This is a genomic window from Geomonas sp. Red32, assembly GCF_023652955.1.
Lineage (GTDB): Bacteria > Desulfobacterota > Desulfuromonadia > Geobacterales > Geobacteraceae > Geomonas.
In genome coordinates this window covers 186996-200463 of sequence record NZ_JAKLOY010000001.1, presented here as the reverse complement: position 1 = coordinate 200463, position 13468 = coordinate 186996, and the positions used below count along the sequence as shown (strand labels likewise).

General features: G+C 62.0%; 12 protein-coding genes. 4 read left to right on the top strand and 8 right to left on the bottom strand.

Annotation, left to right across the window (positions count from 1 at the left end):
* Positions 1-44 precede the first annotated feature (44 nt).
* Entirely contained in the window at positions 45-722 is a 678-nt protein-coding gene (locus L4X63_RS00910; RefSeq protein WP_250676709.1) for a fibronectin type III domain-containing protein, read from the top strand.
* Between the two features lie 172 nt (positions 723-894).
* Here L4X63_RS00910 and L4X63_RS00905 read toward each other — a convergent pair whose 3' ends face one another.
* Positions 895-1296, bottom strand: coding sequence for a hypothetical protein (locus tag L4X63_RS00905; RefSeq protein ID WP_250676708.1), 402 nt, complete (start codon positions 1294-1296; stop codon positions 895-897).
* Positions 1297-1495: 199 nt separating this feature from the next.
* Here L4X63_RS00905 and L4X63_RS00900 point away from each other — a divergent pair, with 199 nt between their 5' ends.
* Genes L4X63_RS00900 through L4X63_RS00890 form a run of 3 tightly spaced genes read left to right on the top strand, consistent with a single transcriptional unit; the run spans position 1496 to position 5161 of the window.
* Positions 1496-2767, top strand: coding sequence for a M20 family metallopeptidase (locus tag L4X63_RS00900; RefSeq protein WP_250676707.1), 1272 nt, complete (start codon positions 1496-1498; stop codon positions 2765-2767).
* A gap of 60 nt (positions 2768-2827) precedes the next feature.
* Positions 2828-3910: an ADP-ribosylglycohydrolase family protein gene (locus L4X63_RS00895; protein ID WP_250676706.1), complete on the top strand. Its 1083-nt coding sequence runs from the start codon at positions 2828-2830 to the stop codon at positions 3908-3910.
* Positions 3911-3928: 18 nt separating this feature from the next.
* Positions 3929-5161, top strand: coding sequence for a bifunctional alpha/beta hydrolase/OsmC family protein (locus tag L4X63_RS00890; protein WP_250676705.1), 1233 nt, complete (start codon positions 3929-3931; stop codon positions 5159-5161).
* An 85-nt stretch (positions 5162-5246) separates the two neighbouring features.
* Here L4X63_RS00890 and L4X63_RS00885 read toward each other — a convergent pair whose 3' ends face one another.
* The 7 genes from L4X63_RS00885 to mqnB all read right to left on the bottom strand — a co-directional run bounded on the left by L4X63_RS00885 (position 5247) and on the right by mqnB (position 13345).
* Complete coding sequence (locus L4X63_RS00885; protein ID WP_250676704.1) at positions 5247-5768, bottom strand: 3'-5' exonuclease; 522 nt, start codon at positions 5766-5768, stop codon at positions 5247-5249.
* A 205-nt stretch (positions 5769-5973) separates the two neighbouring features.
* On the bottom strand, positions 5974-7542 hold the full coding sequence (glgA, locus tag L4X63_RS00880) for a glycogen synthase GlgA (protein WP_250676703.1): 1569 nt from the start codon (positions 7540-7542) through the stop codon (positions 5974-5976).
* A gap of 105 nt (positions 7543-7647) precedes the next feature.
* Positions 7648-8280 carry a phage holin family protein gene (locus tag L4X63_RS00875; RefSeq protein ID WP_250676702.1) on the bottom strand — a complete coding sequence of 211 codons (633 nt, stop codon included), beginning with the start codon at positions 8278-8280 and terminating at the stop codon, positions 7648-7650.
* 280 nt (positions 8281-8560) lie between these two features.
* Complete coding sequence (locus tag L4X63_RS00870) at positions 8561-9025, bottom strand: septal ring lytic transglycosylase RlpA family protein (protein ID WP_250676701.1); 465 nt, start codon at positions 9023-9025, stop codon at positions 8561-8563.
* Between the two features lie 102 nt (positions 9026-9127).
* Positions 9128-11329 (bottom strand): PAS domain S-box protein, encoded by a 2202-nt coding sequence (locus tag L4X63_RS00865; RefSeq protein ID WP_250676700.1) that lies wholly within the window; start codon positions 11327-11329, stop codon positions 9128-9130.
* A 104-nt stretch (positions 11330-11433) separates the two neighbouring features.
* Positions 11434-12291, bottom strand: a complete 858-nt coding sequence (locus tag L4X63_RS00860; protein WP_284694433.1) for a 1,4-dihydroxy-6-naphtoate synthase — start codon at positions 12289-12291, stop codon at positions 11434-11436.
* 319 nt (positions 12292-12610) lie between these two features.
* Positions 12611-13345, bottom strand: a complete 735-nt coding sequence (mqnB, locus tag L4X63_RS00855; RefSeq protein WP_250676699.1) for a futalosine hydrolase — start codon at positions 13343-13345, stop codon at positions 12611-12613.
* Between the last annotated feature and the right edge of the window lie 123 nt (positions 13346-13468).

The following is a 13468-nucleotide window of genomic DNA, read 5'->3' as shown; positions in this document are numbered from 1 at the left end:
CTATTTTTTTGAGGAGTTTGCAACGACGATTCGGGAGGCGCGCCATGGTCCAATTCAATTATCCCATTACGAACAACGTCTTCGACATGAGCCAATTTGTGACAATGAGCCACCGTGCCATCATCGGGTGGCTGTCCACCGCGGCGAGCAAGCAGGATAAGCATGTCTTTTTCGGCGCGGACAAGCCCGATTGGGCGCCGGGGCCGGTGCGGTTCAGGGAGCATATGTCCAACCTGGAAAGGAAAGAAGAGTGCGCCCGGTTCAAGGACACCCAAGCTCTCAAGGAACTTGATCTGGAGCGGGCGGCGACCCTGGAATCGATTCACATGAACGCAGCCTACATAGTCATCATGGCGCGGCATAAAAACGACGACAGCCTCCTCGACAACACCGGGCACGACTTCAAAGACCACACCAAGAAAGCCTATACGCACACCTCGGTTTCACGTCTTCCTCTAAAAGTGACCGCGAAGAGAGGCGATGAGCCGGGTTCGCTCGTGATCACCGTCGAAAGGGATCCTGGGGCCGGCGTATACGAGGTGCAGCTATGCAAGGGCGTGCCGGCCGGCGATGAATCGTACAGCACCTACGGCAACTACAAGAGCGTGAGGATCTTCATTCCCGGTCTGGAGCGCGCAGGTTGGTACTACATCCGGGTGAGGAGCCACGGCAACAACGAGACCAGCCCCTGGAGCGCACCCGTCGACATCATCGTAGGCTAACCGGCGAATCGTAAGCAAGGATGGAAGGGGGACTGGCTCAATCAGGCGCCAGTCCCCCTGTTCGTATTCGTCCCATTCGGCGGGAGGTGCAAGCTTCCCGTTGTCCCCAGCCCAATTCGAAATCCCCGCCACCGATCAATATTCCCCCTCGCCAAATCCGGATTTTTAGCGGCTAATTGTGATTTTCCGCCAACGAATTGAGATTTCCACCGAGGAATTGAGATTTCTGCCGAGGAATTGAGATTTCTGCCGAGGAATTGAGATTTCTGCCGAGGAATTGAGATTTCCGGCGAGCAATTGAGATTTCCGGCGAGGAATTGAGATTTCCGGCGAGGAATTGAGATTTCCGGCGAGGAATTGAGATTTCCGGCGAGCAATTGAGATTTCTGCCGAGCAATTGAGATTTCTGCCGAGCAATTGAGATTTCTGCCGAGCAATTGAGATTTCTGCCGAGCAATTGAGATTTCCGCCGAGCAATTGAGATTTCTACTGAGGAATTGAGATTTCCACCGAGGAATTGAGATTTCCTTTTGGTAATTGAGGTTGTCTGGCGAGGAATGCTGATTTCTGACAACCTATCGAGATTTCGAGGGACCAATCGCGTTTGTCGGCTGCAAAATTAAGATTGCCGGTGCTGTAGCCTCTTAGAAATGGCCCTTCGGAGCCACTTGAAGTTGTTCAGGCACTGAACCACTAAGATTCGAAACATTGTATACTCTGGTAATGAATCAAGGGATGGATTACCTGTTGGTGCGAAAGGAAATGGTGCGACCATGAACTCGACCCGGACGAGTTCTCCCGACCCGGTATTGAGCAATCTGGATGCCATGCTCGCGGATTTGGAGGCTCTCTACAAGGATGTGCACTCCCATCCCGAACTCTCGATGCAGGAGACGCGTACGGCAAGGTTGGTGGCCGACCGTCTTCGTAAAGCCGGCTTTGACGTCACGACCGGTGTCGGCAAAACCGGCGTTGTCGGCCTGCTCCGCAACGGTGATGGGCCTACAGTCATGCTGCGAGCCGATATGGACGCGCTGCCGGTCGCAGAAGCGACGGGTCTGCCGTATGCCAGCAAGATAACTGCCACCGATCGAGAGGGTAATACCGTGCCGGTCTCGCATATGTGCGGCCATGACATGCATGTGACGTGGCTCTGTGGTGCCACGAAATTGCTGGCCGACGCACGCACAACCTGGCGCGGCACCTTGATGGCGGTATTTCAACCCGGAGAAGAAACGGCGGAAGGTGCGCAAGCTATGATCGACGATGGCCTCTTCAAACGCTTTCCTAAGCCGGACGTGGTACTTGGCCAGCATCTCATGGTGGGGCCGGCGGGTACAGTGGCCGGGCGCGCGGGCCCCATTACTTCCGCGGCGGACAGCCTGCAAATCCGTTTGTTTGGTCGCGGTGCGCATGGATCCATGCCGCAGGCTAGTGTCGATCCCGTCGTCATGGCGGCGGCAACCGTGATGCGGCTACAAACCATAGTCTCGCGCGAAGTCGCAGCTGCTGATGCCGCGGTTGTCACGGTGGGTGTATTGCAGGCCGGGACGAAAGAGAATGTCATTCCCGAGGAAGCCATTATTAAACTCAATGTACGGACCTTCGATGCGGGCGTGCGCGAACGGGTGCTGGGGGCAATCGAGCGAATCGTCAACGCCGAGGCTGAGGCTTCGGGTGCCCCGCGCAAACCCGAGATAACGTCTTTGGACCATTACCCGCTCAATGTGAACAGCCCCGACGCCAGCACCCGGCTGGCCGACGCTTTTCGCGGGTATTTCGGTGCAGAACGGGTCCGTGAGACGGGGCCTGCGCCAGCGAGCGAGGATTTTGGATTGTTTGGCGCCAAGTGGCACGTGCCGTCGGTCTTCTGGTTCGTGGGCGGCACGGACCCGGAACTCTACGAACAAGCCAAGCAGTCGAATAGACTGAATGAACTTCCTGTCAATCACAGTCCCAAGTTCGCGCCTGTCCTTCACCCCACCTTGCAGACCGGAGTGGAGAGCCTGGTCGTTGCCGCGCGGGCGTGGCTGGCAGCGGCGTAAGATTAACCTTAACTGGGATCCTCCGGGATCTTATTTTCTGACTGGACAGAGGTGGTGACTATGGCTGAAACAACAATTAAGGATCGCGCGGCCGGTGCCCTCATGGGGGCCTTCATTGGGGATGCCCTGGGGCTCGGGCCGCACTGGTACTACGATCTTGCCGAACTGCGCCGCGACTACGGCGAGTGGATAACCGGGTACACCGATCCCAAGCCCGGCCGCTACCACGCCGGGCTTAAGGCTGGCCAGCTCTCCCAGGCCGGATTCATCCTCAAGCTGTTGCTGGCCTCGCTGGTTTCCTGTGGAGGGTACGACGAGGCTGACTTCTGCCGCCGCATGGATGAGGATCTGCTGCCGTTTCTGGACGGCACCCCCATGAGCGGCCCGGGCGGCTACACCAGCCAGTCGATCCGCGAACTGTGGCGGCAAAGGGTAGAGCAGAGGCTGCCCTGGGGGCAGACCGGCGGACATGCCGACACCACCGAGGCGGTAGAGCGCACCCTTGCTCTCGCAGTGCGTTACGCGGCTGACCCCGCGCAGCTTGCCGCCACCATCACCGGCAACACCCTCCTTACTCAAAACGACGATGTAGTGGTATCCATGACCGTGGCCTACGGCGCTGTGCTGGGGCAGTTGGTCCAGGGGCACCTCCTGGACACGCATCTTTCCAACCGATTGATGAAGCTGGTGAAAAACGGGGCGCTGCCGTTTCATGCCGTCACCGGCGACAACCTGGGCCCGCCGCGCCCCGGCGCTCCGGACCCGCCCCGGGCCGGACGGTTCGCCTCGCCCGATGCCCTGCTTACGCCATCCTACATGGCTGCAGCGGTGGCCGACCCCGCGATCCGCATCGAGCCGGCCTGGAAGGTGTCGATCGTCTACGGCATGCCGTGCGCCATCTATCACCAGTTGCCGGCGGCCTATTACCTTGCGGCACGCTTCAGCGGCGACTTCGAATCCGCCCTGCTCCATGCGGTGAACGGTGGCGGCCAGAATCAGGCGCGCGCCATCCTGGTCGGCGCCCTGGTCGGCGCCCAGGTCGGCATGTCGGGCATCCCGCAGCGCTTCCTCGACGGGTTGGCGGACTGCGCCACCCTGTCCGGGCTGGCGGCAGAGCTGGCCGCAAGCACTGCCAGCAGCTAGGAAAAACAGGGAGCCCCGATGAACACCAAGAGAGTCAGCTTCCCCAATGCAAGAGGAGAGCAGCTCGCAGCCAGGCTGGAACTCCCGGAGGACGAGCGTCCCCTCGCCTATGCGCTCTTCGCCCACTGCTTTACCTGCTCCAAGGACCTCACCGCCGCGGTGCATATCTGCCGCGCACTGAGCGGCCGGCGCATCGCCGTGCTGCGCTTTGACTTCACCGGGATCGGGGAGAGCGAGGGGGAGTTCGCAACGACCAACTTCTCCTCCGAGATAAGCGACCTGGTGGCGGCTGCCCGCTTCCTGGAGCGCGAGTATGAGGCTCCGCAGCTTTTGATCGGCCACTCCCTGGGCGGAGCCGCCGTCCTGGCCGCAGTGGCGGAGATCCCCTCGGCGAAGGCCGTGGCCACCATCGCGGCTCCTTTCCGTCCGGCCCATCTGCGGGGGATGCTGGGCGAGACGGCTGCCCAGATCGAACAAAGCGGCCAGGCCTCGGTCCGCATCGGCGGGCGCGACTTCACCATTCGCAAGAGCCTGCTCGATGACCTCGAGGCTCAGCGGCCGTCCGAAACGCTGGCCCAACTAGCGGCGGCACTCCTGGTCCTGCACTCCCCGCGCGACCAGGTGGTGGGGATCGATAACGCAAGCGCCATCTACCAGGCCGCTCGCCATCCCAAGAGCTTCATCTCCCTCGACCCGGCGGATCATCTCCTCTCCGACGCCAGGGACTCCCGCTACGCCGGTGAGATGATCGCCGCCTGGGCCGATCGTTATCTGATCCTCCCGGGGACCCTGGCCGCCTCAACCCTGCCGTCCGTCGTGCTCGACAACCGGGTGACGGCGCGCACCGGGGCGGAGGGGTTTCATACCGAGATCTTCGCCAACGGTTTCCACCTGGTGGCCGACGAGCCGGTGGCCTACGGCGGCAACAACGAGGGCCCCTCGCCCTACGAGTACCTGCTGTCCGCCCTCGGCGCCTGCACCGGGATGACGCTCCAGATGTATGCGCGCCGCAAGAGCTGGCCGCTGGCCGGGGTGGTGGTGCGGCTTTCTCACGAGAAGGTACACGCTCAGGATTGCGAAAACTGCACGGAAAGCGAGAGCCGGATCGACAGATTCGTGCGTGAGATAGAGCTTGCCGGGGAGTTGGATGAGGCGCAAAGGCAGCGGCTTTTGGAGATCGCCGACCACTGCCCGGTGCACCGCACCCTTACTGGAGAAGTGCGAATTGAGACTACCTTGAGGAAGTCATAACCAAGGATCCCCCTCGACCCAGAAAAGATTGGATCAACTGCGGGTTGGTACGAAAAAGGCGCTCCAAAATCTGGGCGCGGTTCCCTTACAGATCCCCTGTGAGGGCGAGCCAGACGCGGGCGGTCAGCCGGGCGTCGTCGAGGGCTCGATGGAAGGTGAGGTCAGCGGGAAGGCCGGGGAGGAGATGCCGGGCTACGGTTTCCAACTTGTGGTTGGGCAGATGGGGAAGCTTCCGGCGGGAGAGCTCGACGGTGCAGTACCAGCGGTTCGGGAGACGGTGTCCCAGCCTGCTCAGTTCATTCAAAATGAAGGAGCTGTCGAACGGGGAGTTGTGGGCGACCAGGGAGGCATTGCCGACAAAATCCCTGAAGCCTGGCCAGACGTCGGAGGGGCCAGGTTTTCCCCGCAGCATCGCCTGCGAGATGCCGTGGGTGCGGAGTGCTCCCGCAGCGATGGGTGCCCTGGCGTCAATGAGGGTGGTGAACTCTTCCGTCAGCTGCCCGTTTTCTACGGCGACTGCTCCGACCTCTATCACTCTCGCGCCCTGACGCGCGGAGAAACCGGTAGTCTCCACGTCCACGACGACGAACCTGCCGCCTTTTTCCATCCGCCCCTCCTGGTCCTGTATAACGCCGCACCCGATTGAATCTTCGTTCCCGGTATCGTCTATTAAAAAAATTGGCGAGCACGTTTCTACAACGGATCGGCTGGCGTGTCAAAGGGTATGAAAGGCGGGGCCTAACCCTCCCCTTGAAGGGGAGGGATCTTTCATTGGAGAGGGAACGCTTTTGAAATCCTACCTGAGTTCGAGGTTAGGCTGGGAGGCTTTCGCCTTTGCCGAGGGGAGGGGCGGGGGCGGGGATGGATGACGGGACGGAGCGCTCGGCTTCTTTCTGGCGGAAGCGGGCGTCGCCGAGGCGCAGACGCATCGCGTCCAGGTAGAGGGCCTCGTATTTGGCGGCAGCTTCTTCCCACGTGAAGCGTTTGGCCATGCCGCGGCGCCTCAACGCCTGGATGGCGTCGGGATGGTGGTACCAGGTGTGCACGGCCCAGCCGACGGTGTCGTAGAGAGCGCCGGCGGTGAGGTCCCAGAACTTGAAACCGGTGCCGGTTCCGGCGGCCTGGTCGAAGTTTTCGACGGAGTCATCCAATCCGCCGGTGGCGCGGACGATGGGGATGGTGCCGTAGCGGAGGCTGTACATCTGGTTGAGGCCGCACGGCTCGAAAGCGGACGGCATCAGGAAGAAGTCGCACCCTCCTTCGATCCGGTGGGCGAGTCCGTTGTTGTACCCGATCCGGCAGGCGAAACGGCCGGGGTGGGAGGCTGCCACGTCTCCGAAATAGAAATGCGCCCACGGTTCCCCCGCCCCCAAGAGGACCACCTGGATGTCCATCTCCAGCATCCGGTGGATGGCCTCGGCCAGGACGTCGATCCCTTTCTGCTTCACCAGCCTGGTGACCAGGCCGAACAGCGGCACCTCCTCCCGCTCGGGGAGTCCCATCTCCCGCTGTAAGGCGCGCTTGCAAAGGGCCTTGCCTGAGAGATCGTCAGATCCGAAATTGACCGGCAGGTGCCGATCAGTCTCCGGGTTCCACTCCTGGTAATCCACCCCGTTCAGTATCCCGCGCAGCACCGGCGAACGCTCCCGCACCACCCCTTCAAGCCCCCATCCGAAGGCGGGTGTCTGGATCTCCCGGGCGTATCCCTCGCTGACCGTGTTCAGCACGGTCGCGTGGTAGATGCCACCCTTGAGGAGATTGACCTGGTCGTTCATTTCCAGCTCCAGGAAGTTGAAATGCTGCCACCCGATGCCGAGGATGTCCATGACCCCTTCGTAGAAGGAACCCTGGTGCTGCATGTTGTGGATGGTGAGGAGAGAGGCCGCCTCGTGGAGGTGCGGGTCGTGGCGGTAGGCGGTGTTGAGGAGGATGGGAGCGGCGGCGGTATGCCAGTCGTGGGCATGAACCACGTCCGGCCTGAAGTCGAGCATCTTGCAGATCTCCAGGCTCGCCCGCGACAGGAAGACGAAGCGGTTGTCGTTGTCGAGATATCCCTCGTTGTCGCGGTCGTAGAGCGGGTCGCGGCCGAAGAACTCCTCGTGCTCGAGGAGGTAGATGGGGACGTCGCTGCCGGGGAGTCTCCCCTCGTAGACGCCGCAGTACATCATGCCGATGATCCCCATGGGGACCACCAGCACCCCGGGGAGCTGTCTCAGCCCATAGGCGTCGCGGTCGACCTTGTAGTAGCGGGGCATCACCACTCGCACATCGTGCCCCAGCCCCTTGAGGTACTTGGGGAGGGCTCCCACCACGTCGGCGAGGCCCCCCTCTTTGGCAAACGGCACCGCCTCGGAAGCGGTCATCAGGATCTTCAGGTGCATGGTATCTGACTCCTTCGGAAGCGCTCGGCAATTCCTCGGGAATTAATACCATGTAATGGTCGCTCAGGCAACGTTTCGCTGGCGCGGATCGCCCGCTATTATCATCTAAGCGCCCGCACGGGGGCCGCCGTAGATTTTGAGCTTGCTCTCTTGCCGGGCCCGCTGTTTCTCTTCCCGTTCCCTGACCCCGGCTAATTTGCGGTCGCGGATGGTTCCCCGAGGTTTTTTCCTACGCTCCTTGCCGTCCCATGCCTTATTGACTGCTTTTCGTTCCTCCGTTTTTCCGGCGTCCCTGGCCGCTTCCCTGACGGCTGCGCCACGGGCCTCGGCCGCCTCTATTTGACGCTGCTCGGTGTGCTTTTTCAGCTTCCTGCCGATAGTCTCTGCTCGTTCGATGGTGTCCTTTGGCAGGAGGGTGAAGTGTCTGAGTTTCCCGATCCCGGTGAAGAGCAGCGCGGCTCCGGCGAAGACGTAAAGAGCGGTGACGATGAGGGCGGAGAGCCAGACGGGAAGTACGAGCGCCAAGGCGGCGATGGCCGTGGCGGTCCCGGCGACCAGGGAGAAGAGGAGCAGGGCGCCCCCCAGGGCAACAATGGCGACTCCTGTTTTGGCAGAATCGACGTTGCGTCTGATCTCCATCACCCCGAGCTTCAGTTCCAGGAAGACGAGCACGATCGATTGCTCGACCAGTTCCAGGACAAGCCGTACGATGGAGTGTCTCTTCTCGGTCCGTTCCATGTAGTTACCTCCTTGACCGCGGCTTTGGCTCCGCCTCGGCAACGGTCGGTATTCCTCCTTTCATTTGTGCCGCAGGGGGAGGTACCTTCAGTCTACACCCGAAGGGACCAGAGGGACGACAGGGACGACAGGGACGACAGGGACGACAGGGACGACAGGGCGAGAGAGGGCGAGAGAGGGCGAGAGAGGGCGAGAGAGGGCGAGAGAGGGCGAGGGACAAAAAAAGACCGGGAGGATGCCCGGTCTTTTTTCTACTTCTTCGCCCATATTGTTGAAATTGTCAGGATCCTTCTTCCTTCAGCGGGATGATGGCCACGTTGGCCTTTCCCGATCCGAAGAATCCCAGCTTCTTTGCCGCAGCCCGTGACAAATCAATGAACGGGGAGTTTCTCTTGCGGCAACGGTCATTCACTACAACCGTAACTTCTTTGTCGTTGTCCAGGTTCTTGACCCGGACTTTGGTCCCCAGGGGGAGGCTCTGGTGAGCCGCGGTGAGCTTCTCGGGGTGATATCGTTCCCCCGACGTGGTCCGGCGTCCCTGGAATTTCTTGGCGTAGTAGGTAGCTATACCGACCAGCCTCTTGACCAACGACTTTTTCTGCGGTTCTTCTGCGGGTGTTGCCTGCGTTACTTTGCTTTCTACTCCGGTTTCAGCAGCCAGCAGGGGAAGCGTGTGGATCGGGAGGAGCATCAGACAGAGTGCCAAAACCAGCACCAGCCTGCCGCTCCGCTCGGGTGATGCCATGCGCACCTCCTTTGTTGGGCGAGGTTCTCATATATCATGAGACAGGGGGTAAGTCAAGTTTCAATGAGGCCGCGGTCGGCTAAGTGCTTGATTTGCCGACTTCTAATGAGGGTCTTGGCGCGGTGTGGCGAGGCGGAGATGGGTGGGGGTGTGGCGCAGCCGGATGCGGGAGGTGTCGTTGATGATGATGACCTCGCGCACCGAGCCGTCGATCTCCGGGGTCGGCAGCGGGTAGCGGTTGAGCACGAAGCGCTTGCCGCTTCCCTCGTGGGGCAGTTCCACGCCAGGGGCCTGCAGGTGGGCCTTCAGTCCGTGCTCCTCGAGGAGCTCCAGCCAGTCCCGGCCGACTAGGTCGCGATGGGCAAGCCGGGTGAAATCCTCCAACGCGCGGTTGAAGCGGCGGATCTTTCCGAAGTGGTCGGCGAGGATGAACATATCGCTGATGCTGTCCATGATCTCTTCCCACTCGCGACGGATGCCCTCCATCTGGTGGAAGAGGTTCTTCAGTTCCTCGTGCTTCATGAAGAGGCGCGCGTCGCTTTCCAAAAGCTCCTTCTCCAGGTGCCGCTGATCGGTGACGTCGCGGGAGATGGCGATCAGGCAGGCCTCGTTCCGGTACTCGATCACCTCCGCCGACCAGAGCAGCTCGCGGATCTCCCCGGACTTGACCCGGAACTTCACGTCGAGGTTGCGGACGTGGCCGAACTGGTTCAAAAGCCTCAGCATGACCATGCGCGCCTCGGGCTCGGCCCAGAGCTCGAGCTCCATGGAGGTCTTGCCGATCACCTCGTCGCGGGTGTAGCCGGTGATCTCCTGGAAGGCCTCGTTGACGTCGATGTACATCCCGTCCTCGGCGCGGGTGATGACGATCGAGTCGGGGCTGGCCCGGAAGGCCTTGGAGAATTTTTCCTCGGAGACCCTGAGCGCCTGCTCCGCCTCCATCCTCCAGGTGACGTCCTGGTTGGTGCCGACCATCCGCAGCGGGTTCCCCTGGGCGTCGTAGCTGACCTCGCCGCGGGCCGAATGGGTCCTGATCACTCCGCCGGGGAGGACCAGGCGGTAATCCAAATGGTACGGTTTGCGGTTGTAGAGCGCCTCGTTGACCGCCCGTACCACGGTGTCGCGGTCGTCGGGATGGACGACCCCGATGAAATAGTCGAAGCTCGGCTTGAAGGTGCCCGGCTCGACGTCGAACATGTGGAACATCTCCTCCGACCAGGTGATGGTGTCGGTGGTGACATCCCATTCCCAGTTGCCGAGGCGGGAGATCCGCTGGGCCAGGGCCAGGGTAGCCTGGCTCTCCCTCAGTTCCTTCTCGATGTGCTTTTGGGAGGTGATGTCCACCAGGGAAAGGACTGCCTCCTCGGTTCCCGCGATGGGAGCCCAACTCCCGGTCATGGTTCTTACCGTTCCGAAGCCGTTGACCAGGCAGATCTCGAAAAGCTGCCCGGCGTCGTCTCCGTGCGACAGTCCACCGTACTGCTGGTGGATGATCTCCTCCTGCCCCGGTGCCAGGAATTCGGTCCAGCGCTTCTTCGCCTCGAGCTCGTTCCTCGAGAAGCCGGTCATCGCCTCGAACTCGCGGTTGACCATCCGCAGCGTCCCGTCGGGGAGCACGATGGCCAGGGCGGTGCCGGTGTTCTCGAAGATCGCCCGGTACCGCGCCTCCGATTCCCTGAGCAGCGACTCCGAGGTGCGGCGCACGGTGACGTCGCGCGAGACCTGACAGATGCGGTCGATGCCCTGCTCGAGGTCGCCGATGGGATGGGTCTGGACCTCCTCGTAATGGCGGTCACCCCCCGCCCGGAGATAGGTGATCTCCCGGGTCAGCGAGGAGCCGGTGGCGGCCGCCTCGGTGATCATGGCGAGGAATTCCTCGGGGAGGTACCCCTGCTCGATCAGCCACGGCATCTCCTTGCCGGTGGCCGTTTTCCGGGTGAGCCCGTAGCGGGTCAGGAAAACCTCGTTCAGCGAGGTTACCTGCAGCCCGCGAGGGTTGATGACGAGGATGGCATCCTTGGTGGACTCGATGAAGAGGCGGGAGAGTTCGTCGGAATGTTTGAGGGCCAGTTCGTCCTGGCGCTTGCGGTCTCTGAAGTACTGGTAGGCGGCAAAAAGGATCGACAGCATCGCGGCCATGGTGGTCCGCATGTAGAGTTCGCGGGGCTCGGCGGTGCGTAGCGCGATCCAGAACGACTCGTGGCCGAAGGTCACGGCATCGATCGTGGCGTCGGTCAGCCAAAAAAGCACGAAGGCGCCCAATATGACCAGGCACAGCCGCTTATTTGGAAACCAATGTGACATCCTTATCCTCCGTGGGTGACCGTGCCGCCACCTCCGAGACACTTCGGCGGCGACGGCGAAAACTTGAGTGAATAGTGGGACCTCGGGGCTTTTCGCCCCGGCGGCTACCGCTCGGCGAAGAGCCCTTCCGGCGGCGCGGGGAGGATCCCTTCCCGCGCGGCACGGTCGAGCAGGTAACGGACGGCGGCCTCCCCCTCGTTCCCGAGGGCGCGGGTGAAATCGTTCACGTAGAGCCCGATGTGGGCGTCGCAGACTTCATCGCTCATCTCCTGGGAGTGGGCGCGGATGTACCCCCTGGCCGAGCCGGGGTTGGCGAAGGCGTGCCCCACGCTGCGGGCGATGCCGTCTTCCAGGGCCAGCAGGGTCTCCCTTCCCAGCGACCGCTTGGCGGCGATCCCCCCGAGTGGTATCGGGTGCCCGGTCTCTTTCTCCCACCATTCGCCGAGGTCCTGGACCTTGACCAGCCCATGGGAGGGGTAGGTGAAGCGGGACTCGTGAATGATCACCCCGGCGTCCAGCGATCCGTCCGCCACCGCTGTCATGATCCGGTCAAAGGGGAGGTAAACGAAATCGGTCAGTTGGGGGGCGAAGAGCCGCAAAAGAAGAGCGGCGGTGGTGTAGCGGCCGGGAAGGGCGATCCTCTTCCCCGCCAGCCTCGCGGGATCCAGCGGTTCACGGGCCACCAGCAGGGGACCACATCCCCGGCCGAGTGCGCCGCCGCTGCGCAAGAGCTGGTAATCCTTGAGGATGTGGCCGAGCAGATGATAGGAGATCTTGGAGACGTCCAGGACACTGCCGAGCGCAAGCTGGTTCAGGGTCTCGACGTCCTCGAGCCGCTCGGTAAACCCGAGCCCCCCGCAGGGAGTGAGGCCATGAACCATGGCATGGAAAATAAAGGTGTCGTTGGGGCAGGGGGAGAACCCCAGGGTGAGTCTCTTGGTGGATCCGCCGGTCTCAGTCAAATTCGAAGTTGCTATTGTCATTATCCTGCCTGAATCATTAACGGTTTCGACTTCGTACTCTCAGTGTGGTTGGGTGTTGCTCATTGAGGAGTGGTAATTTAGTGATTGGGGCCGGTTCGCTTGCCCGTGCCTGTTTCCGATACTGGCACTGTCCTAACAGAGCCGGTTGTGGATCATTTTAGGCCTGTTCTGCCATGTTCGTCTATCTATAGCACGAAATGGAAATGAGAATAAATAAACTTTTTTCTTAGCTTGGGGCTTTCACTCCACGGGGGTGTGAGAGTAGGGGAAAGACCCCAGCGTTTCGCCCGGAGAACGGTTAGCGGTGGGGCAGGGGGAGGGGGGACTGGAGCAGTTCGAGCACGAAGCTTTGGGCGGCGGTGACGGCGCCTTTGAGGTCCCAGCGGGAGAGGTCGCGGTCTTCCACGAGGTTGCTGATGCCGCGGACCTCCAGGAATGGGACCCCGTAGAGCAGCGCCATCTGTGCGACGGCGGCCCCCTCCATGTTTTCGCACAGGGCGGGGAAGTGGGCGAGGAGTTCGGCGGCGCGGGCGGAGGTGCCGGAGCAGGTGGAGACGGTGAGAAACGGTCCCTGCTGGGCGCTCACCCCCAGGCGGCGGGCGAGTTGCAGCGAGAAGGAGGCGAGCTCCCCGGGAAGCTCCACGGCGTTGAAGACCGGCCGGCCGCCGTGCTCGAAGAGGGGGATGCCGATCAGATCCAGTCCGTGCCATCCCTGCGGGGTCAACACCCCCTCGTCGGCGAAGCATTCCGAGGTGGCGATGGCGAGCCCCCCGACGGAGAGCCCTTGGCCGGGGAAGGCACCGCCGCAGCCGATGTTGACCAGCAGTTCGATCTCCTTGCGCTCCAGCAGGACGGTGGTGGCGGAGGCCGCGTTGGCCTTGCCGATGCCGGTGACGGCGCAGAGGACCTCCCGCCCGGCCACGCTCCCCCGGTAGGCTTCCAGGTGGCCAAGCTCGACGGGGACGGCCGAGGCGGCCTTGACGAGCTGGGAGAGCTCCATGATGGTCGAGGCGAGTATGGCGATTGGGGGCATGGTCTGGCTCCTGGAGTTCGGAACGGCGGCTGAGTCTAGCACAGCACCTGTTCGCCTTCAAGATTCTCGGCGGGGGCTACTACGGCTGAAATCCCCCCTGTCCCCCCTTTGTCAAAGGGGGGG